The 20,571-nt window shown below is 59.8% G+C and carries 19 protein-coding genes; 14 read left to right on the forward strand and 5 right to left on the reverse strand.

What is annotated here, in order from left to right:
* Positions 1 to 15: 15 nt before the first annotated feature.
* The 5 genes from asnB to DWF74_RS09800 all read left to right on the forward strand — a co-directional run bounded on the left by asnB (position 16) and on the right by DWF74_RS09800 (position 5,707).
* Positions 16 to 1,905, forward strand: a complete 1,890-nt coding sequence (gene asnB / locus DWF74_RS09780) for an asparagine synthase (glutamine-hydrolyzing) (RefSeq protein ID WP_115580856.1) — start codon at positions 16 to 18, stop codon at positions 1,903 to 1,905.
* 5 nt (positions 1,906 to 1,910) lie between these two features.
* Positions 1,911 to 3,041, forward strand: a complete 1,131-nt coding sequence (locus DWF74_RS30425; RefSeq protein WP_162884087.1) for a glycosyltransferase family 4 protein — start codon at positions 1,911 to 1,913, stop codon at positions 3,039 to 3,041.
* Positions 3,042 to 3,062: 21 nt separating this feature from the next.
* The gene (locus DWF74_RS09790; protein ID WP_162884088.1) at positions 3,063 to 3,917 is read left to right on the forward strand and encodes a glycosyltransferase family A protein; all 855 of its coding nucleotides are present in this window, start codon (positions 3,063 to 3,065) and stop codon (positions 3,915 to 3,917) included.
* A gap of 212 nt (positions 3,918 to 4,129) precedes the next feature.
* Positions 4,130 to 4,759 carry an SMI1/KNR4 family protein gene (locus DWF74_RS09795; protein WP_115580859.1) on the forward strand — a complete coding sequence of 210 codons (630 nt, stop codon included), beginning with the start codon at positions 4,130 to 4,132 and terminating at the stop codon, positions 4,757 to 4,759.
* 78 nt (positions 4,760 to 4,837) lie between these two features.
* Positions 4,838 to 5,707 carry a DUF4087 domain-containing protein gene (locus tag DWF74_RS09800; protein WP_102860362.1) on the forward strand — a complete coding sequence of 290 codons (870 nt, stop codon included), beginning with the start codon at positions 4,838 to 4,840 and terminating at the stop codon, positions 5,705 to 5,707.
* On the opposite strand, the gene DWF74_RS09805 is transcribed toward DWF74_RS09800, so the two are convergent.
* From DWF74_RS09805 to DWF74_RS09820, 4 genes are all read right to left on the reverse strand, one after another.
* Positions 5,704 to 6,501: a GNAT family N-acetyltransferase gene (locus DWF74_RS09805; protein WP_115580860.1), complete on the reverse strand. Its 798-nt coding sequence runs from the start codon at positions 6,499 to 6,501 to the stop codon at positions 5,704 to 5,706. The genes DWF74_RS09800 and DWF74_RS09805 overlap by 4 nt on opposite strands.
* A 1-nt stretch (position 6,502) precedes the next feature.
* On the reverse strand, positions 6,503 to 6,979 hold the full coding sequence (locus DWF74_RS09810; protein WP_115580861.1) for an HIT family protein: 477 nt from the start codon (positions 6,977 to 6,979) through the stop codon (positions 6,503 to 6,505).
* A 126-nt stretch (positions 6,980 to 7,105) separates the two neighbouring features.
* On the reverse strand, positions 7,106 to 8,713 hold the full coding sequence (locus DWF74_RS09815; RefSeq protein WP_115580862.1) for a 5-guanidino-2-oxopentanoate decarboxylase: 1,608 nt from the start codon (positions 8,711 to 8,713) through the stop codon (positions 7,106 to 7,108).
* 124 nt (positions 8,714 to 8,837) lie between these two features.
* Positions 8,838 to 9,758 carry a LysR substrate-binding domain-containing protein gene (locus DWF74_RS09820; RefSeq protein ID WP_053159989.1) on the reverse strand — a complete coding sequence of 307 codons (921 nt, stop codon included), beginning with the start codon at positions 9,756 to 9,758 and terminating at the stop codon, positions 8,838 to 8,840.
* A 224-nt stretch (positions 9,759 to 9,982) separates the two neighbouring features.
* Between DWF74_RS09820 and DWF74_RS09825 the strand changes: the two genes are divergently transcribed.
* From DWF74_RS09825 to DWF74_RS09865, 9 genes are all read left to right on the forward strand, one after another.
* Complete coding sequence (locus DWF74_RS09825; protein WP_102860358.1) at positions 9,983 to 10,777, forward strand: ABC transporter ATP-binding protein; 795 nt, start codon at positions 9,983 to 9,985, stop codon at positions 10,775 to 10,777.
* Between the two features lie 49 nt (positions 10,778 to 10,826).
* Positions 10,827 to 11,600: a transporter substrate-binding domain-containing protein gene (locus DWF74_RS09830; RefSeq protein ID WP_102860357.1), complete on the forward strand. Its 774-nt coding sequence runs from the start codon at positions 10,827 to 10,829 to the stop codon at positions 11,598 to 11,600.
* Between the two features lie 51 nt (positions 11,601 to 11,651).
* Positions 11,652 to 12,365: an ABC transporter permease gene (locus DWF74_RS09835; protein WP_047305985.1), complete on the forward strand. Its 714-nt coding sequence runs from the start codon at positions 11,652 to 11,654 to the stop codon at positions 12,363 to 12,365.
* A gap of 9 nt (positions 12,366 to 12,374) precedes the next feature.
* Positions 12,375 to 13,079 (forward strand): ABC transporter permease, encoded by a 705-nt coding sequence (locus tag DWF74_RS09840; protein WP_102860356.1) that lies wholly within the window; start codon positions 12,375 to 12,377, stop codon positions 13,077 to 13,079.
* 43 nt (positions 13,080 to 13,122) lie between these two features.
* Complete coding sequence (locus DWF74_RS09845) at positions 13,123 to 14,304, forward strand: pyridoxal phosphate-dependent aminotransferase (RefSeq protein WP_102860355.1); 1,182 nt, start codon at positions 13,123 to 13,125, stop codon at positions 14,302 to 14,304.
* A gap of 105 nt (positions 14,305 to 14,409) precedes the next feature.
* A complete protein-coding gene (locus DWF74_RS09850; RefSeq protein WP_115580863.1) occupies positions 14,410 to 16,158 on the forward strand; it encodes an amidohydrolase in 1,749 nt (582 codons plus the stop codon).
* The gene (locus DWF74_RS09855; protein WP_115580864.1) at positions 16,155 to 17,081 is read left to right on the forward strand and encodes a CobW family GTP-binding protein; all 927 of its coding nucleotides are present in this window, start codon (positions 16,155 to 16,157) and stop codon (positions 17,079 to 17,081) included. Before DWF74_RS09850 ends, DWF74_RS09855 begins: the two co-directional genes overlap by 4 nt.
* A gap of 127 nt (positions 17,082 to 17,208) precedes the next feature.
* Positions 17,209 to 17,706, forward strand: coding sequence for a DUF6622 family protein (locus tag DWF74_RS09860; RefSeq protein ID WP_115580865.1), 498 nt, complete (start codon positions 17,209 to 17,211; stop codon positions 17,704 to 17,706).
* A 189-nt stretch (positions 17,707 to 17,895) separates the two neighbouring features.
* Entirely contained in the window at positions 17,896 to 18,597 is a 702-nt protein-coding gene (locus DWF74_RS09865) for a hypothetical protein (protein WP_047305989.1), read from the forward strand.
* 100 nt (positions 18,598 to 18,697) lie between these two features.
* On the opposite strand, the gene glyA is transcribed toward DWF74_RS09865, so the two are convergent.
* Complete coding sequence (glyA, locus tag DWF74_RS09870; protein ID WP_115580866.1) at positions 18,698 to 20,053, reverse strand: serine hydroxymethyltransferase; 1,356 nt, start codon at positions 20,051 to 20,053, stop codon at positions 18,698 to 18,700.
* Positions 20,054 to 20,571: the final 518 nt, after the last annotated feature.

Below are 20,571 nucleotides of genomic sequence, written 5' to 3' on the forward strand. Positions count from 1 at the left end.
GGAGAGACTTTATCAATGTGCGGAATTTTAGGCGGTAACTGGCAACAAAATACTTCAAAATCTGATCAAGCAATCCAAGAAGCTCTTTCAACTTTGAAAAATCGAGGGCCTAATGATCAAGGTTTTGAACGATACGTCCATCATGATAGGGAAACTTTGCTCGGACACACTCGACTGTCTGTACAGGACACTTCTTCAGCTGGCCATCAGCCAATGCACTCCAGTGATGAAAATTTCACTATAGTTTTCAACGGTGAAATCTACAACTTCAAGGAGTTAAGAAAAGAGCTCTCTAGCACTACCGGCGCACTATTTAACTCTGAGTCAGATACAGAAGTACTATTAGCAGCTTGGCAACATTGGAAAGAAGGTTGTCTCAGCCGGTTGAAAGGGATGTTTTCATTTGTCATTTACAACCGCAAAGATAAAACTCTAACATGTGTAAGAGACCAATTTGGTATCAAGCCTTTTTTTTATACCCAAGAAAATAAAGATTTTTTGTTTTCCTCAGAGCTACCTGCTCTACGAAAATTGAAAACAAAAAAATTTGAGCTTAATACTCAACGGGCATATGACTATCTGGTTCATGGAGACTATGACTCCAAAAGTTCGACATTTGTCAAAGACATTTATCAGCTAATGCCAGGACATTTAATAAAACTGAACACCTCCACAGGAGTTGTATCTGCTCCTCAGCAATGGTGGGTTCCTAATGTAGAGCAAACATCTGTATTGAGTTTTTCAGATGCTGCTGATGAACTACGTGAGCGCTTTCTGGATAATATAAAGCTACATCTTAGAAGTGATGTGCCGTTGGGTGCTGCTCTCTCAGGTGGGGTAGATTCTTCGGCAGTTGTCTGTGCAATGCGTAAGATAGAACCAGACGCAGTCATTAGTACGTTCAGCTTCATTGCTAAAGACAGTACAGTATCCGAAGAGTCATGGGTTGATTTGGTTAATCAACATGTTGGGGCAAAAGCATATAAAGTGTTTGTAAGTCCTCATGAGTTAGCCAATGATCTCGATGATATGATACTTGCTCAAGGTGAGCCATTTGGAAGCACCAGTATTTATGCGCAATACAGAGTATTCAAACTAGCGAGAGAGAGTGGCATCACCGTAACTCTTGACGGTCAAGGTGCTGATGAACTGCTTGCAGGTTACCATGGATACCCTAGTAAACGCATAAAGAGCATGTTGGAACAGCGACAATACTTGAAGGCATTAAACTTTGCTAAAGAATGGTCAAAATGGCCTGATCGAGACTTAAAGCATTGTTTAAAAACGGTAATCGCGGAGTGCGTAGACGGCCCAGTATACGAACTGCTCCGACGCGGAAATGGTATGCGTACCAAACCAACGTGGATTGATACTGATATCCTACGCGAATCGGGAGTTGTTATTGGATACCCGCGTCAAAAGTCACCTTATGATATAACTGGACGTAAACTCGCCTCTGAGCTTGCTTTCTCCCTGAGCCACCGTGGACTTCAGTCACTACTAAGACATGGTGACCGAAACTCAATGCGTTTCTCCATAGAAAGTCGAGTACCGTTTCTCACCAGTGACATGGCAGATTTTCTTCTTTCGCTCCCAGAAAACTACCTGATTTCTCAACAAGGAGAAACTAAATCAGTATTCCGAGCAGCAATGCGAGGCATCGTGCCCGATGCCATTCTTGATCGCAGAGATAAGATAGGCTTCTCTACACCAGAACAAGTATGGTTGACCCATTTGGCCGATCAGATACGGGAATGGCTAAAAATTGACCTTGGGCTTCCGTTCCTTGATCAATCCGCCATATTAAAAGAGTTTGATAAAATAATTTCAGGGAAAGCACCTTTTAGCTGGCAAGTATGGCGCTGGATTAATTTTATTCGCTGGCACCAACATTTTTTCGGGTGAAAATCATGACTAACATACTAATAATTTCGTTTTCCCCCATAAAAACTGACCCTCGCGTGATGCGTCAAATTGACTCACTAAGAGGTTCATATCATTTAACTGTTGCCGGATTTGGTAGCTCTCCGTACCCAGATATTGAGTTTATCGACATCAGCTCTATAGGTGCTCATTTTTTTAAAAAAGTCTTGAAAGGGACTTTACTTATATCCCAATGCTTCGAAACTTATTACTGGAAAATGCCCTACGTCCTAAAAACCCTTAATTTACTACAAGGGAAAAGATTTGACTGTGTATTGGCAAACGATATAAACAGTTTGCCGCTTGCTCTTCGCCTAGCAGGAAAATCCCCAACATTTCTTGATGCCCACGAGTACTCACCAAAGGAATTTGAAGACCGCTTTATTTGGCGTTTATTTTTCTCAAAATTCTACGAATACATTTGTAAAAAGTACATCCCCAAAGTTTCTGTAATGTCTACTGTTTGCACGGGAATAGCTGAGGAATATGAAAGAAATTTCGGAGTACATTCTAATGTTGTCCTGAACGCACCGGCTTACAGCGAGCTATCACCAACACCAGTTATGGAAGGAGTCATCCGCTTAATCCATCACGGCGCAGCTATTAGTTCAAGAAATCTCGAACTAATGATCGAAATGATGGACTATCTTGATGAACGCTTCACTTTGGACCTCATGTTAGTAGACAACGGAAGCGGTTACCTTGAAACATTAAAAGAAATGGCAGCCAAGAATAAGAAAATCAAATTTCGCCCGCCTGTCGACATGAAAAAAATATCGTTCGAAATCAACAACTATGATATCGGCTTATTCTTGTTACCCCCCGTAAACTTCAACTACAAGTATGCACTTCCCAATAAATTTTTCGAGTTTATCCAAGCCCGCCTTGCCATTGCTATTGGTCCTTCTGACGAAATGGCTCGACTAACAAAAAAATATAACCTGGGTATAATCAGCGACGATTTTTCGCCAAAAAACATGGCACACAAACTGTCTCAGCTGACATCAAAAGATATCTATCGAATGAAAGAGTCGGCCAACTTAGCGGCCAAAGACTTAAATGGCGACTCCACAAAAAAATTTATATTTGATACTGTAAAAAAACTCTTAAATAGTTGACACAAAATGCTAAGTATTTTGATGCCCGCCAAAAATGAAGCTCTTTACATTGAGGCAGCACTTCGTTCCATTGAAAAAATAAATAATCTCGACTTCGAAGTTATTGTTGTCGATGATGGATCTGATGACGAAACTTTCAATATTGTAGAGAGACTCGCTTTCAGCTTTGTAAAACTCATAAAAAGCGGGGGCGTTGGTAAAGCACAAGCCTTCAATATTGCTTATGAGAACGCATCTGGAGATATTTTTATCCTGCTGGCAGCTGACGACTTATTGATTGCAGAAAGTATTCATGAGCGAATCACGCCAATACAGAAAGACGGCACACCAAAAGTCTCATACTGCAAACTAAAGTCTTTCTCCGCTGATTCAAAATACAATGCAATGACACTACCAAAGAACCCTGCACTGGGTCTTGAGTCAGGTGGTTGCATGGCGTTTAATCGTTCATTTGCTCAATTGGCTTTTCCAATCCCAAGTTTTTTGCCGAATGAAGACGTGTGGATGATGCTCCACGCACGCTACTCTTCCGTCGAAGCAACTCACGTCCCTAAAATTGGAATTTTTTATCGAATTCATGACAACAACAGTTACAAGCGCGGGATCAATTACTCACAAATTAACGAACAGATGTGGGTCAGGCAGCGTGCGATATTCTATTTTTACGAACAATACAAACCAAAGCTTTCCCCTCAAAAACAGAGAGCACTTCTTGTAGCATTTCTTCTACAACTTTTGCGCTATCTTGGTTACTCAAAAATAATATGTTTCATCCCAGAAGCATCCTTAAAGGAACGGGCCAAACTTCTATTAAACTCTTCAGCTTGGCTTTACTCCATTAGAGAGCGTTTTTATAGCTTTTTCTCTGGACGGTAAATCGCCGTCATCGTCTAGGTTAGGCTTTATTCAAAGAAGGTGCTCCAGACTAGTACGTCTGGGGTCGCCCATAGCAGCCCAGTCTTTGCGAGATCCGCCTCGAACCATGCTGCATGCTGGCTTTTTTAGCAAACCAGTACTCTCATACATCCCCTAGAACGCCAGCACCATCGCGCATATCCGCCACCCCGCACGCTCATCCAAGGACCCCCATGTCAGAACAGCACGCCCCACACGCCGACTGGCCACCCGCTGGCTGCCCACCCCTGGCCTGGCAGGACCTGCCCGACCAGGGTGCGCGGCTGAGCTGGTACCTGGCGGTCATCGGTGCCTACGGCGCGCTGTGGGAAGGGCACGTCAACGAGCCTGAATTAACCCCCGTCAGCGAAGAAGCGCTGGTGGCCCTTGAGCAGCGACTGGGCTGTACCTTGCCGCCCTCTCTGCGCGACTATCATCGGCAGCTGGGGGTCCTGTCCCTGGCGGAGATCCTTTGCAGCGTAGGCCCCGGCCATACCCCGATCCAGCCTCTGCTGGAGGCCTACCCTGGCATTGTCGATATCCCCGAGAGCGATCTGGACCTGACACTGGCGCACCAGCTGGTTGCCTTTGGCGACTACCTGGGCAACGGCAACCTGTTCTGTTTCCACCGGGACAGCGGCGCGGTCTACTACTTCGATCACGACACCGGCGTAGCGCTGACACGCTTCTTCGACTCCCCCGAGGAGTACCTGGATGCGCTGATGCTGCTGTGCCTGGCCGAGGTGTACGAGGACGACGACGGCGCCGAAGCGCTGATCAGCCAGCGTTACGGCGACGACTTGGTGCGCAAGTGGCGCTACTGAAGAACAAGGACCTCGATCTCTACTAACGCCAATGCCGGCGCACAATCTGCGGTTCTTAACCCCGAACAAGGATGCTCCATGTTTCAGCGTGCCCTGATCTGCACACTCCTGACACTGATTGCCTTACCTGCCAGCGCCGCTCCGGCCAAGGTCGAACGCCGATGCGGCTGGTTCGAGAACCCGACCCCGGCCAACGCCACCCTGACCGACCGCGACGGCGTCTGGGAAATTGCCAGCCAGGGCGGTTATCAGGCCGAAGGCGACTGGCCCACCTTCAACGACCAGCAATGGGTACGCACCAACAATCATTACGGCTACGGTTGTGCCTGTGTCAGCGCCAGCGCTGATCCACGGACTCATCGCCTCGACCAGTTGCACAAGGCCCAGGCCCGCCCGCTGTCCGCCTGTCGCAACGATCCCAGGCTGTACGAGCCCTTGCGGGAGGAAGACGGGATACCGGTATTGCCCGAGGATTCGCCACGCTTCAACGGACCGGGATTCAGCCTGCAGTACCCCAAAGGCTGGAAGCTTAGCCAGACGCAGAACTGCCTCACCCTGGACCATCCGGAAAAACGCCCAAACGAGGAGTACACCCTGCACCTGTGCCTGCGGCAGGGCAGCCTGGAACAGGCCGCCGAAGAGCTGTTTTTCTATCAGGAAAACGGCGTCTGGATGCGCAGCGCCGGAAGGGATGCGCCCAGCCCGGTGCAGGACATCTCAGGCCCCGGCTGGAAAGGCTTGCGGGCCTATCAAACCTGCGGCATCAGCGATGGGGACACCGGCTTTCACGCCTATGGTGGCACCTGCCTGATGGCGTTGCTCGACAGTGGTCGGCGTCAGGTGGTGGCTGACAGCGTGGGGTTCTTCCAGGACTTCGCGACCCTGAACGCGATCCTGCACTCGATCCGCTTCGACCCGCTGCCAGCGGCGCAACAGAACCCGCACTAAGGCACGGCCCGATACAGGGTCTGCAGGTGGGACAGGCGCAAGCCGTAGTGCTCCAGGTTGCGCCGGCTTTGCGAGTTCACCAGGGCGGTGGCCGCCACACTCTGGGCGCCGAGGGCGGCGGCCTGCTGCAAGCGATGGGCGATCAGGGCCCGGTGATAGCCCTGGCCCCGGGCGGCCTTGGTGGTAAAGGCGGTGCCCAGGTAGGCCACGCCATTGTCGGCGACGAATAGCGCCGCACCGGCCACCGCTACGCCCTGGTCCCGAAGCAGGTACAGATGCCCACGTCCATCGTTGAGCAAGCCGCCGAAGGCTGCCTGGTTGACTGGCCGGGCGGCCGCAGGGGTATTGAAGCCTTCGCGGTGCAGAGCACAGAAGCTTTCCAGGGTCGAGGCGAGCACCGGCTCGATATCCAGCGCCGAAGGCGGCGCCACCAGTTCGTCCACCGAGGCGAACAGCTGTCCGTGGGTCCAGCCCCTGAGGCGCTGCAGCTGCTGCCCCTCCAGCTCCAGAGTGGGTGCTACCTTGGCTGACTCGGCGATCAAGGCGATCGCCGGGGCGTAAGCCACGCAGGTCTGTAGCAGATCGGCAAGATTGCGGGCTTGTTGCGCACTGTCGCCGTGCACCCGGTTCATCATCGGACTGGGATTGCCACCCACGACAAAGGCTCCGCCATCCTGATCACCATAGAGCTGCGCCTGATAAGGGTTTCCCGGCAAACTCGCCACGCCCTGGACCCGGGCCCGCAGGTATTGGTGCTCTGCGTATTCAAGCGCCAGGGCGCGGCGGCGATCCATATCAGCGACCGCCCATCGGGGTTTCACTGACCCAGGGCACGCGCACTTGTTCGGCGATGCTGGCAGCCTGCTGCTGCAGGACCTCGAGTTTGGCGCGACGCCCAAACAACCCGCTGAAGTGCAGCAGCAGGCGCCCGGCAAACCCCAGGGCATCGCCACGCTTGCGCGGGATCAGGTGCAGATGGGCATGGGGGATGTGCTGGTTGGTGGCCCGACCATCATTGACCAGCAGGTGGGTGCCTTCGACGCCGTAGCCGGCACGCCGCTGCGCGGCCAGCAATCCATCGAACACCTGATACAGATGCTGACGGACGAAACCGGGCAATTGATCGAGCTTTTCTACATGAAGCTGGGGAATCAGCAGGACATGACCCGCTCCCAGGGGATGCACGTCCATGAAGGCCATGCAGTGTTCATCGCGGTAAACCACGGCCGCCGGCAGGGTGCCGGCGACGATCTGGCAGAAAATGCAGTTCATCCATGAATCCTCAAGTGACAAGGTGCGTCCTGGCGGGCTACGTCAATGTAACCCACCTTATCCCTTGAAGGCCTGTCCCTTGAAGACTCATTCCTGGAGAGCCCGTCCGCAGAACAGGCCCGCAGATCAGTCCAGAGCCAGATAGGCGCCGGCGTCGACCTCGATCATCACCGGCTGGCGGATATCCCTGAGGCTCTGCAGCAGTTCCTGCAACTGCGACGGGGTGTCGGCACGATGGTGCGCCACGTGGAAGCTTTGGGCCATGGCCTCGAAGTTCGGGGTGAGGATGTCCACCCCCAGCGGCGCGATGTCCCGGGCCTGCATGTAGTCGCGGATCTCGCCGTAGCACTGGTTGTTCCACACCAGCAGGATCACGCCGATCTGCGCTTCCTTGGCGGCGATCAGTTCGCTGCTGGCGAACTGCAGGCCGCCGTCCCCCACCAACGCCACCACCGGACGCTCGGGCTGTGCCAGCTTGGCGCCCATGGCCGCCGGCAGGCCGTAGCCCAGGGTGCCGTAACCGCTGCCGGCGTTGAACCAGCTGGCCGGGGCCGGTGCCTGGTAGCCGCAGGCGCCCTGGTACACCGGTTGGGTCGAGTCGCCCACCAGGATCGGGCTGCCCAGGGTGTCGCGCAGCAGGTCGAGCAAGCCCTGCAAGCCTTGTTGCTTGGGCGTCCAGCCGGTGCGTTCGGCCTGGTTCACGCGTTGCACGCTGTCCAGCGCCCAACGACCGCGAGCGCTGGGTGGCGCCACTTTACTGAGCAAGGCTTGCAAGCCTTCCAGGGCATCGCCCACCAGGCCGACATGGGCCCGTTGCACGCCCATGACCTGCATCGGGTCGATGTCCAGGCGGATCAACGAGCCTTTGAAACGCAGCGGGCCCAGGCCAAAGAAGTCGTAGTCGGTTTCCCCCAGTTCGGTGCCCACGGCCAGCACCACGTCGGCTTCGTCGATCAGCGCCCGGCCATGGGCCGATGACTGCACGCCGTCGAGCAACAGCGGGTGCGCGCAGGGCAATAGGCCCCGGGCGTTAGTGGTCAGGGCCACCGGCGCTTGCAGGCGTTCGGCCAATTGCCGCAGGACTTCGGCGCAACCGCGGGCGCCGCCGCCGGCCAGGATCAGCGGCCGGTGGGCACTGTTGAGCAAGGTCGCGGCCGCTTCGATCGAGGCTCCGGCCGGGGCCGGAGCACCGGGCAGGCTGCGGGGCATGAGGTTGAGGTCGGTGGCGGGCATGTCCAGCACATCAAGGGGAATCTCGATGTGCACCGGCCGTGGTCGCGCGCACTTGAACACGGCAAAGGCCCGGGCCAGGAGCTCCGGCAGTTCCGCAGGCGATTGCAGGGTATGACTGAAGGCGCAGACCCCGGCCACCATCGCCCGCTGGTCCGGCAGTTCATGCAGGTGGCCATGGCCCAGGCGCAGGTGCTCGCGACGGTTGACCGTGGAAATCACCAGCATCGGCACCGAATCGGCGTAGGCCTGGCCCATGGCGGTGAGGATGTTGGTCATCCCCGGACCGGTGATGATGAAGCACACTCCCGGCTTGCCGCTGGCCCGGGCATAACCGTCGGCCATGAACCCGGCGCCCTGTTCATGCCGCGGGCTGACATGGCGCAGGCGGCTGCCATGCAGGCCGCGATACAGCTCGACGGTGTGCACGCCGGGAATCCCGAACACCGTGTCCACGCCATAACCTTCCAGCAAACGAACCAGGGACTGGGCACAGGTGGTCATCGACTACTCCTCTTGTTCTTATGCGTCCGGACGACACCCTGCGCCCGGCTGATGTCGAGGGACATTAGTCGCTGCACCCGAGGGGCAACAATCGAAAAAAATCGCCGCGATTGCTCAATAAAATTCACGCTTTGCCATTGCGCCGGGGTTCCGGGTGCAGGCGGGTGATGCCCTGCAACTGCGACTTGACCCATTCGCTGAAGGCCAGCACCACCGGGCGCTCGGCCTTGAGCAGGTCGGCCACCAGGTAGTAACCGCGGTTGGATTCGATTTCGGTGCCGAAGGGCTGCACCAGTTGCCCCCGAGCCAGGGCCTCGCCGCTGATCAGGTTGTCGCCCATGGCGATGCCCTGGCCGGCGATGCAGGCCGACTGCACGAAGTGCGCGTCGGCAAACACGATGCCCCGGCGCACATCGACATTCGGCGCCCCGGCCGCCGCCAGCCAGACCCGCCAATCGGAGTAGTCGATCATGTGCAGGAGCAAGGCGTGATCGAGCCCGTCGAGGGTTTTCAAACCGCCCATGGCATTGACCAGGCTCGGGCTGCACACCGGGAAATAGCGCAGGGAGACGATCTTCTGCACATGCTGGTTGGGCCAGTCGCCCATGCCGTAGGCGACGAACAGATCGACGCTGCTGTCGCTGGTGTCGCCCGGGGTGCGGGGTGAAACCAGCTGCAATTCGACCTGGGGATACAGCGCCTGGAACTCGGCGATATGGGTGCACAACCAATAGGTGGCGAACCCCGGCGGGCTGCTGATGCACAGCCGCCCGCTGACCTGCTGGCCGTCGGAGCGCTGGCCGGCCTCGAGGATATTGGCCAGCAGCAGGTGAATGTCCCGGGCATAGCGCTCGCCCTGGTAGGTGATGCGAATGCTGCGGCCCTGGCGCTCGGTCAGGGCAAACCCCAGGGTCTGCTCCAGGCTCTTGATCTGGTGGCTGATGGCGCTGGGGGTCAGGTTCAGCTCATTGGCGGCTTCGGCGACACTGCCCAGGCGGGCCACCGCGTCCAGCGCGCGCAGAGCGGTCATGGAGGGATAACGCATACCGATCAGGCCTCGACTGCAAAAAACGAGTGCCAGCACCATAGCCGCAATCGCGATCCGGCAATAGCCTTGCCCGTCGCCGAAAAAATCCCCGACTGCTGAAAAAAATTACCGCATCGGGCTAAAAATGCTCGATTGACCCCAGGCCATCGATGGCTAATTCTCCAGCCCTACCCTGTGCCGGGTACTGCCCGGCCATCGCACAATAACAAGAGGGTCGACCCTTGCAATCGCAGCCCAACTCCGTCAATCCCGTGGTGGCGATCGATGATCTGCACAAGAGCTACGCCGATCACCACGTGCTCAAGGGCATTGCCCTGCGCGCCAATGAAGGTGAAGTGGTGTCGCTGATCGGCTCCAGCGGCTCGGGCAAAAGCACCCTGCTGCGCTGCATCAACCTGCTGGAAATTCCCTGCAGCGGCAGCTTGCGCATCAATGGCGAAGAGGTGCGCATCAAGACCGATCGCGCCGGCAACCCTCAGGTCGCCGACCCGGCCCAGGTGGCACGCCTGCGCACCCAACTGAGCATGGTGTTCCAGAGCTTCAACCTGTGGCCCCATCGCACCGTGCTGGAAAACGTCATCGAGGCGCCGGTGTATGTCCTCGGTGAAGATCGCAAGGATGCCATCGCCCACGCCGAGCACCTGCTGGAAAAAGTCGGTCTGGCGAACAAACGTGACACTTTCCCGTCCTTTCTCTCCGGTGGCCAGCAGCAGCGTGTGGCCATCGCCCGAGCCCTGGCCATGCGCCCCCAGGTACTGCTGATGGACGAACCGACCTCGGCCCTGGACCCGGAACTGGTGGGCGAAGTGCTCAAGGTCATCCAGGGCATCGCCGAGGAAGGCCGCACCATGATCCTGGTGACCCACGAAATGGCCTTCGCCCGGGATGTGTCGAGCAAGGTGATGTTCCTTCACCAGGGGCTGGTGGAAGAGGAAGGCCCGCCGCAGCAAGTGTTCCTCAACCCGGTCAGCGAACGCTGCCGGCAATTCGTCATGGCCCAGGAAAACCGCGTCTGACGTCCCGCTTCAATCCTTGAAAACAACAACTTCGATAAAGGGTAAAGCCATGAAAAACCTGCTCAAGGTGCTCGCCACCGGTTGCCTGTTCAGCGCATTGGCCAGCCACGCCGTGGCCGCCGACAAGATCGTCTTCGGCATCGCCCTGGAACCCTACCCGCCGTTCTCGATGAAAAGCGGCAACGGCAACTGGAGCGGCTTCGAGCCGGAGCTGATCAAGGCCCTGTGCGAACGCATGCAGGCCCAGTGCCCGCTCAAGGAAGTGGCCTGGGACGGGCTGATTCCGGCCCTGCAATCGAGCCAGATCGACGCCATTCTCAATTCCCTGAGCATCACCGAGGAGCGCGAGAAGGTCATCGATTTCTCCGCGCCTTACTACCAGACTCCGGCCATGTGGGTCGCCGACCAGAGCCTGGAGCTTGCGACCACTCCCGAAGGCCTCAAGGGCAAGCTGATCGGCGTGCAGGGTTCGACCTCCAACGCCACCTTCGCCAAGACCTACTACGGCAAGACCTCGACCCTGCGCTACTACACCACCCAGGACGACATGATCGCCGACCTGCAGAGCGGGCGCATCGACGTGATGCTGGCCGACGCCCTGACCATCGAGCCGATCCTCAAGACCGCGGCCGGTGCTGGCCTGGCGGACAAGGGCCTGGCGCCGAAAGACCCGCTGTTCGGCTCGGGCATCGGCGTCGGCCTGCGCAAGGGCGACAGCGCCCTACAACAGCGGATCAACACCGCCCTGGCCTCGCTCAAGGCCGACGGCACCTACGACAAGATCCGCAGCCGCTACTTCAGCGTCGACATCTCTGCCAACTAAGCCGTCCGGCGCGCCCGCTCGCGCGGGCCGCCGGCGTTGACTGGATACGTCATGATTTCTCTGTCCGACCTTTCCCAACTGTTCGTCGCCGACGGCTGGCTCGGTGCCCTGGCCCAGGGCGCGCTGGTGTCCCTGCAGATTTCCGCCGGGGCCTTCGTCCTCGGCCTGGGCATCGGCCTGCTGGTGGCGATGATCAAGCTCAAGGGCCCGCGCTGGCTGGTGAAACTGGCCAACGTCTACACCACCCTGTACCGGGCCATGCCCGAGCTGCTGCTGATTCTGCTGCTGTACTACGCCGGCACTGACCTGTTGAACATGGCCATGGCCGCCATGGACCGTCCGAGTGTCACGGTCAACGGCTTTATCGCGGCGGTACTGGTGCTGGGGATTGTCCAGGGCGCCTATTCGGCGGAGATCATCCGCGGCGCGATCCAGGCCATTCCCCACGGCCAGATCGAAGCGGCGCGGGCCTACGGCATCGAGCGCTGGCTGCTGGTGCGGCGCATCCTGCTGCCGAGCATGCTGCCCTACGCCATGGCCGGGCTGTCGAACCTGTGGCTGGTACTGGTCAAGGACAGCGCGCTGATCAGCATCGTCGGTTACAGCGAACTGCTTTCAGTCGGCAAACAGGCGGCCGGTTCCACCAAGCACTACCTGGTGTTCTACCTGGCGGTCGCGGCTTTCTACTTCGTCATCACCCTGGTGTCCGGCAGCCTGTTCCGTGTGCTCGAGCGTCGCACCAACCGCTGGCTGCCCCAGCACTAGGAGACTCGAATGGACTTTTCCTGGATCAACGGTTTTTCCACAGAGCTGCTGCGCGGCCTGGGCATCACCCTCAAGCTCCTGCTGCTGAGCGGAATCTGCGGCTTTGCCCTGGCGGTGGTGGTGGGCCTGGGCCGGGCGTCGCGCAACCCTCTGATTCGCGCACCGATGCAGTTCTATATCAGCGTATTCCGCGGTACGCCGCTGCTGGTGCAGATCTACATCCTCTATTACGGGGTCGGCAGCCTGTTCGCCGCCTACCCGCCGATTCGCGGCAGCTTTCTCTGGCCCTACCTGCGTGAAGGTTTCTGGTACGTGGCCCTGGCCCTGACCCTGAGTGTCGGCGCCTATGTCGGTGAAGTGCTGCGCGGTGGCCTGCGGGCCGTGCCTCGGGGCGAACTGGAAGCCGCCCGCGCCTACGGCATGGGTTACTGGCTGACCCTGCGCCGGGTGTGGCTGCCCCGGGCCCTGGAGCTGGTGCGCCCGACCCTGGTGGGCGAATGCGTGCTGCTGCTCAAGGCCACGGCGCTGGCGTCCACCGTGGCGGTCACTGATTTGCTCGGCGCCGCCAACCTGGTGCGCGCCCAAACCCTGAAGGTCTACGAGCCACTGCTGGCGGTGGCGCTGATCTACATCATCCTGGCCTTCGCCATTGAGCATCTGTGCGCACGCCTGGGCAACCCCGAACGAAACCGGGCCCCCCAGCGTCAGGCCTGAACCCATTGATTGCACGGGCAACCAAGCCCGTGAGGAGAACAACATGCGTTACTCACCTTTCGTTCAGCGCATCAGCGGCGAATCCGTCAGCGCCTGGGATATTCACTACGCAGCCATCGAGGCTCGGGGGCGCGGCGAGGACGTCATCGTCCTCAGCGTCGGTGATCCGGACTTCGCTACCGATGCGCGCATCAGCGCCGCCGCCAGCGCTGCCCTGGAGCAAGGCGACACCCATTACACCCATGTCCTGGGTCGCCCGGCCCTGCGCGAAGCGATTGCCGCCAAGCAGCGGCGCCTGCTGGGCATCGATGTCAGTGCCGATAACGTGGCCCTGGTGGCGGGTGCACAGAACGGTCTGTTCGCCACCTGCCTGTGCCTGTTCGGCAGTGGCGACGAAGTGCTGGTGCCCGAGCCCATGTACCTGACCTACGAGGCGTGCGTGCATGCCTCCGGGGCGCAGATCGCCTGCGTGCAGCAGCCGGCAGCCAACGGCTTCCGCTTGACCGCCGCAGCCCTGGAAGCGGCGCTGACCGACAAGACCCGGGGCATCGCCCTGGCCACCCCGTGCAACCCCACCGGCAACGTCTACAGCCGCGAAGAGCTGGAAGCCGTGGCCGAAGTGGCGCGCAAGCATGACCTGTGGGTGATCTCCGACGAGGTCTACGGGCAACTGACCTATGACCGCGAACACCTGAGCATCGCCTCAATGCCAGGCATGGCCGAGCGCACGGTGATCCTCAACAGCCTGTCGAAAACCCACGCCATGACCGGCTGGCGCGTGGGCTGGGTGATCGCCCCGCCGGCCCTGGTCGGGCACCTGGACAACCTGCTGCTGTGCATGCTCTACGGCCTGCCCGGGTTTATCCAGGAAGCCGCGCTCAAGGCCCTGGAGCTGGATGAAGAAGTGATCGGCAGCGCCCGCGAGGTCTATCGCCGGCGCCGCGATCTGGTGGTGGCCGGGCTCAAGTCGGTGCACCTGCTCGATTGCCGCGAGCCCGAGGCCGGGATGTTCATGCTGGTGGACGTGCGCCGCACAGGGCTGTCGAGCATGGATTTCGCCTGGCAGCTGTTCCGCGCCACCGGGGTCTCGGTGCTCGACGCCCAGGCCTTTGGGGCCAGCGCCGAGGGCTTCGTGCGGATCTCCTTCACCGTCGCCGACGAGGTGCTCAAGGACGCCTGCCAGCGCATCGCCGGCTTTGTCGAAACCCTGGGCGCACAACGCTAAACAACAGCCCTCGCCACAGTAGCCCGCACAACAAGAATGCATTTGAGCTTGTCGCCCATTTTTCCGCCCACCTTTGAAGGGCCCCCTGCTTGAGAGGTTGACCCCGTGACCGCTTCCGACCAATTCAACTCCACCCATAGCGCCGTCGATCAATACGCCGAACTGGTGCTGCACAACGGCCGGATGTACACCCTCGACCCGGCCCAACCCTGGGCCGATGCCGTGGCCATCCGCCAGGGCAAGCTGATCGCGGTGGGCAGCCTCGCCTCCCTGGCTTCGCTGATCGGGCCCAACACCCGACAGCACGACCTGGACGGGGCCTTCTGCATGCCTGGCCTGCACGACATGCACACCCACCCGGACCTGGCCCTGGCCCCGCGCTACGCCGACGACCTGGACGTGGGCATCGAAGATCCGACTCCCGAGCAACTGGCGGCGGCGATCCACGCCTACGCCGACAGTCGCCCAGGCGATGGCTGGATCTACGGCCAGTACTGGGTCCGCTACACCTTCCGCGAAGCCGGCCTGACCCCGGGCCGCGAGTGGCTCGACAGCGTCATGCCGGACCGTCCGGTGGCCCTGCTGGACCGCATGTGGGGCACCATGATGGTCAACTCCAAGGCCCTGGATCTGGCCGGCATCGACCGCCACACCAGCGACCCGCGCAACGGCTACCTGGAGCGCGACGAGCTGAGCGGCGAGCCCAACGGCCTGCTGATCGACGGCGCCTATGCCCTGATCCACGCGGCCATGCCGCCGACGCCCGTCCCGGTACTACGCCGCGCCTACCGCGATGGCGTGCACTTCCAGACCTCGCGCGGGGTCACCGCCACCAAGTACGTGCACGTCTGCGAGAACCGTCTGCAGGCCCTCAAGGAACTGGACGACGCCGGTGAGCTGACCCTGCGGGTGGAGGCGGCCATCAGTTGGCAGGACGATATCTTCCCGGTGCGCCGGCGCTGGGAGCTGCTCAGTGGCGAGCGGCACTTCTATCGCAGCGCCCGCCTGAGCGCCAACGCGGTGAAGTTCCACTTCGACGGCACCGTGGAGCCCAAGTCGTCCTACCTGCTGACCCCCTGGCCGGAAGAGTCGAGCTGGCGCGGCAAGCTCAACCTGACCCCGGAACACATCACCGACATGGTGGTGGACATGGACAAGCGCGGCCTGCGGGTGATCGCCCACTGCACCGGTGACGGCGCCTCCGACGTGTTCCTCGACGCCGTGGCCGAAGCCCGGCGGCGCAACGGCAACAGCGGCATCCGTCACCAATGCGCCCACAGCACCTTGCTGCACCCGGGCAACCTCAAGCGCTTCCAGAGCCTGGACGTGATCGCCGAGTTCTCCCCGGCGGCCTGGTACCCGACGCCGTTCGCCAGCGGTGCCCGCTCCGGCTACGGCCAGGAGCGTCTCAAGCGCATCTATGACTTCAAGGGCGTGCTGGCGGCCGGCGGCATCGCGGTGTTCGGCACCGACTGGCCGGTGGCGTCCATCGACCCGTGGCTGGCCCTGGAAACCATGGTCACCCGGCAGAACCCGTGGAACCAGGAACCCGACACCTTCGGCGACCCCATCAGCCTGGAGCAGGCGCTGCAAGTGGCGACCCTCAACGGCGCCCACGCCATGGGCCTGGAACACCTGACCGGCAGCCTGCAGGTGGGCAAGTCGGCGGACCTGATCGTCCTCGACCGCGATCTGTTCGCCCAGGGCGCGCGCAACTACATCCACCACACCCAGGTGCAACTGACCTTCGTCGAAGGGCAACTGGTCTACGACCGCCAGGGCATCTTCAGCGACACGCCGTTGCAGGCAGTGTGGGAAGGCCTGCCGCCGGTGATCGAGGGCAAGGAACAATGAACAGCACCCCGAGCATTCCGGTGACCGTGGTTGCAGGCTTTCTCGGCGCCGGCAAGACCACCCTGCTCAACCGCATGGTGCAGCGCGCCGACAGCGGTCGATTGGCGGTGATCGTCAACGACTTCGGCGAGCTGAACATCGATGCGGCGATCATCGCCGAGGTCACCGACGCGGTGTACAGCCTGCAGAACGGCTGCATCTGCTGCACCGTGCAAGAGGACCTGCTGGCGCAACTGGTGAGCCTGTCCAAGCTGCGCCCGGCCCTGGAACGGATCGTCATCGAGTGCAGTGGCGTCTCCGACCCGCAGCGCATCGTGCAGACCATCGGCTACCCGCAACTGCGCAACCGCCTGCACCTGGACGCGGTGATCACCCTGGTGGATGCCAGCGGCTACCAGGACCTGGAAGGTGAAATGGCCCGGCTGTCCCGGGCCCAGGTGGCCTGCGCCGACTGGGTGCTGCTGAACAAGGCCGACCTGGTGAGCGCCGAGCAGTTGCAGAGCATCCGCGCCAGCCTCGGCGGCCGCGCCCCGGTATTCGAAACGGTGCAGGCCGAACTGCCACCCGAGCTGCTGCTGACGCCGCCGGTGCGTTCCACCGAAGTGCTGTTCAAGGCCCTGCCCCAGGCCCACGACGAACTGTTCGAAAGCTGGGTGTGGAAAAGCTCGCGGCCGCTGCAGCCCAAGGCCCTGCGCGACTGGCTGGCGCGCCTGCCCGCCGACCTGCTGCGCCTCAAGGGCCTGGTGCGCCTGGAAGGCAATGAACAACCCTATTGGTTGCAGCATGTGGGCAACCGCAGCCAGTTCACCCTCGCCACAGGGCAGCCCACCGAGCATGCCGCGCAACTGGTGTTCATCGCCCGCCGGGGCAGCGATCTGCGTCAGGAACTGGAGGCTGGGGTCAGCGATACCCAAGTGCACTGAGCTTCAAGCGGCACGTTTTCAGCCGCAAGCGGCTGCGGTGAGCTGTGCCGAGGGCGAAGGCTTCACGTCGGCGGGTACAAAGCGCACCATGGATCGCTCATTTTCCGCTGAAGCAAGGACGCTACAGATGCTCGATATCCTCCAAGGCACGCCCCTGTGGGTGTACGCGGTCTTCGCCCTGATCGGCTACTACGGCCTGCACGCCCTCGCCATCACTCGCGAAAGCCGTCGTTCGCTGCTGCTGACGCCAGTGATCCTGCTGGTCTGGTCGCTGTGGTCGGTGAATCTCGGCGATCACCCATTGCTGGCGCTGGGCGCCTGGGCCGGTGGTGCCGCACTCGGCAGCCTGCTGGCGATGCTGTTGTTCTCCAGCGCCGGCGTGCTACTGGAGCCCGGCGGCGAGGCGATCCTGGTGCCTGGCACCGTGAAGATCCTCGCCATCTCGCTGCTGTTCTTCGCGGTGAAGTATTGGATCGGCTATCAAACCGCCGTGCACCCCGAACAGGCCGCCAGCGTGCAGATGCTCGCTATCAGTGGCGCCGCTGCAGGCTTTACCGTTGGTCTGTTCTGCGGGCGAGCACTCAAGCTGTTCCGCAACTTCCGGCAACTGCGGCTCAACGCCTGAAAGCGGTGCGGCCATGCCCTTGGAGCACTGTGGAATCTTCGCCGTACAAACCGGTCTGTAGGGACGGTCCTGTTGCGCGGGTCGCTTGGTCCGTGACATTAGGGTCCGGGTCCAATAGATTAGGCGCCCCCGAAAATCCCCCTGGGCCTTTCGCGCCTCAAACCTGTTAAACCAAGTAGTGGATGTTCAATGCCTGATTCCAACACCGAAGAATCCGTAATCGCCCTGTCCAACAAGGCCGAGTACGAAAACGCCATTCATCTTTCCCAGCACGTGTCCCAGGCCAAGACCATCAGCGAGATGGTGCTCGACGCCTTCCACAGCTCGAAAGAAAGTGACCAGATTCGCGAACTGCGTGCTGCGATTCGCCAGGCCCACGACCGCTTTGACGACGACACCGCCTATGAACTCATGGGCCAGCTCAAGCAACTCAAAGACGCCGAGGCCGCCGACCTGGCCGCCCTGGAAGACCTGAGCAAGAAATTCCCCATCAGCCGGATTCTCTCCAGCTACAAGGACGACCCGGACTTCCAGGAGCTGGTCTACGGCCTGGCCCTGAAAGTGCTGAACCAGACGCACCAGGCCATCAGCAACCCCAGCGGCGGCAAGAGCAAGGCGCGGCCGAAGAAGGAAATGGAAGTGTTCGCCATCAGCAAGGACGGCATCAGCGTCACCCTGCCGATGCGCCCGCGCTCCAAGGCCAACGTCGACCGTGAAGCCTTCGAATTCCTCGGCTTCAGCTTTGTCGGCGAAGGCGATGAGGCGGAACTGGAAAGCGAAATGTTCCTCGACAAGAACGGCAACGAGCAGCAAGCGACCCGCAAGAACATCATCACCGCGATCCAGCAGCAGACCGCATTCGAAGGCTACAGCGCGCAACAACAGCTGTAACCCGGCCCTGTAGGAGCGAGCTTGCTCGCGAAGGCATCAGCCCGACCTGAGCGCCGAGAAAAAGCCCCGTACTTGCGTGTGAAGTCGGGGCTTGTTGTTTTCAGCGATCCCCGTACTCACGGATCGGGTACATCGCGCACAACGCTTCGGTCTGTTGTCGGAACTGCTCCTGCAATCCGGGCTCCAGGGTGTATTTCTGCTCGCCGTGGGGCTGCACCTGATCGAGTATCCGGCACACCAGGTCGACGATCTGGCGACACCCTTGCGCGTCCACGTGGCGCTGGGCGATGGAGCCGGTGCCGATACACAAGCCATTGGCGGCAAATGATGACCGGTTTTCCCTCGGACCGCGTTTTTTGCTGACGATGATTCCACACTTCTCCAGCGCCGATTCGGCGATGGAGCCGCTGATGCCGCCACGCAAGCGCAGCAGGATCGTGTGATTTTCCGTTCCTCCCCCCACAACCTCGTAGTCCCGCTCCATGAACGCGCAAGCCATTTCATCTGCCGTGGCGCGAATCCGCTCCATGTAGGCATCAAACGGCGGGGACATCGCATAGCCCAGCGCGGCCGCCTTGGCGGCAATCACGTTGACGGCAGGCGCGCCTTGCATACCGGGGGAAACCGCTTGTTCGAGAACCCGGCGAAAACTCGACCTCAGTCCAGGCACTTTGGTGTCTGCATCACGACCGGAAAGAATCAGACCTCCACGCGGGCCGGCGAGCTGCTTGTGGGTGCAGGTGATTGTGACGTGCGCGGCATCGATCGGGCTCGGATGGCGCCCTGTGGCCACCAGCCCGGCGATATGGGAAATATCGGCAAGCACGATGGCCCCGGCCTCATCGGCAATGGCACGAAAGCGCTGGAAGTCCACGACCCGAGAATGGGCCGTCGCCCCGCAAATGATGATCCGCGGACGATGGGCCATCGCCAGTTGGCGCACTTCTGCGTAATCGATCTCCCCCTGGGATGTGATGCCGTAGCGAACAGCCTTGTAGTTGGCCTCCGCGAAGGCTTCCACTCGACCATGTGCAAGGTGCCCACCCTGTTCGAGGGCCATGCCCAGGATCGTATCCCCCGGCTCGGCCAGCGCCGTCAGCACCTGGTAAATGGCATTCGAGGCCGAGTGTGATTGCACGCAGGCGTATTGGGCAGAGAACAGCTCCCGAGCGCGTCGGATCGCCAGAGCCTCAACCCGATCAACGTTTTCACACCCACTATAATGACGCCGGCCGGGAGCGCCCTCGACCGTGACGTTGACCAGCGCCGAGGCTGATGCCGCCAAGCTCCGGGGGCCGGCCGCGCAGGAAGATGAAACCAAAGACAGTGTGCGGTGTTGGCGCGTGACTTCCGCGTCCAGGATGCTTGCCAGCTCCGTGTCTTCAGCGCGCAGATCGGCCAAGCCACGTCGCAGCAGGTCGGCCTGGGTCCTGAGTGGTTCAGTGTCAGCTGCCATTGTTCTGTGTCCCTTCCTTGTATGTTGCGCGCCACGAACGACAGCACGCTTCCTGGATATCACGTTCGTTTGCCTGCATCGGGCTTATCCAAGCCTCGGCGTCAGACTCTATAAGGCGCAACAAAATTAATCAAAGAATTAAACATTTTCCAAATTAAATGCTGCTTTTCTGCCCAGATAAAAACAACAGCCCTGTACTTTTGCTCAATACCCAGCAACGAGGAGCCAGGCCACGGTTTTTTTGGGGCTTTATTCCCCGGACTGACGCATGTAACACTTACCCACCGCGGCGCCCTTACGAATCGTGATTTCTCCCACGATTTGATCGCCCCACATACCAACAGCAGAGCAACCCAGGACGGATGCAAGCTGACTAAAGGAGTAGTAGCGAATTGGTAAATACCAAAAACTAACCTGCCCACTTTCGCTGCAGTAGCCCAGCGTTTGGCATAACACATGCCGAGAGCCATATACGGCATAACTTCTATAAACGTCTCTATGCCTGACGACTATAAGGA

Source organism: Pseudomonas protegens (assembly GCF_003363755.1).
In the GTDB taxonomy this organism is placed as follows: domain Bacteria; phylum Pseudomonadota; class Gammaproteobacteria; order Pseudomonadales; family Pseudomonadaceae; genus Aquipseudomonas; species Aquipseudomonas danubii.

Bases quoted from the DNA above. Each gene is read 5' to 3' on its own strand.
- asnB (WP_115580856.1), top strand. From the start codon at position 16: ATGTGCGGAATTTTAGGCGGTAACTGGCAACAAAATACTTCAAAATCT.
- DWF74_RS30425 (WP_162884087.1), top strand. From the start codon at position 1,911: ATGACTAACATACTAATAATTTCGTTTTCCCCCATAAAAACTGACCCT.
- DWF74_RS09790 (WP_162884088.1), top strand. From the start codon at position 3,063: ATGCCCGCCAAAAATGAAGCTCTTTACATTGAGGCAGCACTTCGTTCC.
- DWF74_RS09795 (WP_115580859.1), top strand. From the start codon at position 4,130: ATGTCAGAACAGCACGCCCCACACGCCGACTGGCCACCCGCTGGCTGC.
- DWF74_RS09800 (WP_102860362.1), top strand. From the start codon at position 4,838: ATGTTTCAGCGTGCCCTGATCTGCACACTCCTGACACTGATTGCCTTA.
- DWF74_RS09805 (WP_115580860.1), bottom strand. From the start codon at position 6,501: ATGGATCGCCGCCGCGCCCTGGCGCTTGAATACGCAGAGCACCAATAC.
- DWF74_RS09810 (WP_115580861.1), bottom strand. From the start codon at position 6,979: ATGAACTGCATTTTCTGCCAGATCGTCGCCGGCACCCTGCCGGCGGCC.
- DWF74_RS09815 (WP_115580862.1), bottom strand. From the start codon at position 8,713: ATGACCACCTGTGCCCAGTCCCTGGTTCGTTTGCTGGAAGGTTATGGC.
- DWF74_RS09820 (WP_053159989.1), bottom strand. From the start codon at position 9,758: ATGCGTTATCCCTCCATGACCGCTCTGCGCGCGCTGGACGCGGTGGCC.
- DWF74_RS09830 (WP_102860357.1), top strand. From the start codon at position 10,827: ATGAAAAACCTGCTCAAGGTGCTCGCCACCGGTTGCCTGTTCAGCGCA.
- DWF74_RS09835 (WP_047305985.1), top strand. From the start codon at position 11,652: ATGATTTCTCTGTCCGACCTTTCCCAACTGTTCGTCGCCGACGGCTGG.
- DWF74_RS09840 (WP_102860356.1), top strand. From the start codon at position 12,375: ATGGACTTTTCCTGGATCAACGGTTTTTCCACAGAGCTGCTGCGCGGC.
- DWF74_RS09845 (WP_102860355.1), top strand. From the start codon at position 13,123: ATGCGTTACTCACCTTTCGTTCAGCGCATCAGCGGCGAATCCGTCAGC.
- DWF74_RS09855 (WP_115580864.1), top strand. From the start codon at position 16,155: ATGAACAGCACCCCGAGCATTCCGGTGACCGTGGTTGCAGGCTTTCTC.
- DWF74_RS09860 (WP_115580865.1), top strand. From the start codon at position 17,209: ATGCTCGATATCCTCCAAGGCACGCCCCTGTGGGTGTACGCGGTCTTC.
- DWF74_RS09865 (WP_047305989.1), top strand. From the start codon at position 17,896: ATGCCTGATTCCAACACCGAAGAATCCGTAATCGCCCTGTCCAACAAG.
- glyA (WP_115580866.1), bottom strand. From the start codon at position 20,053: ATGGCAGCTGACACTGAACCACTCAGGACCCAGGCCGACCTGCTGCGA.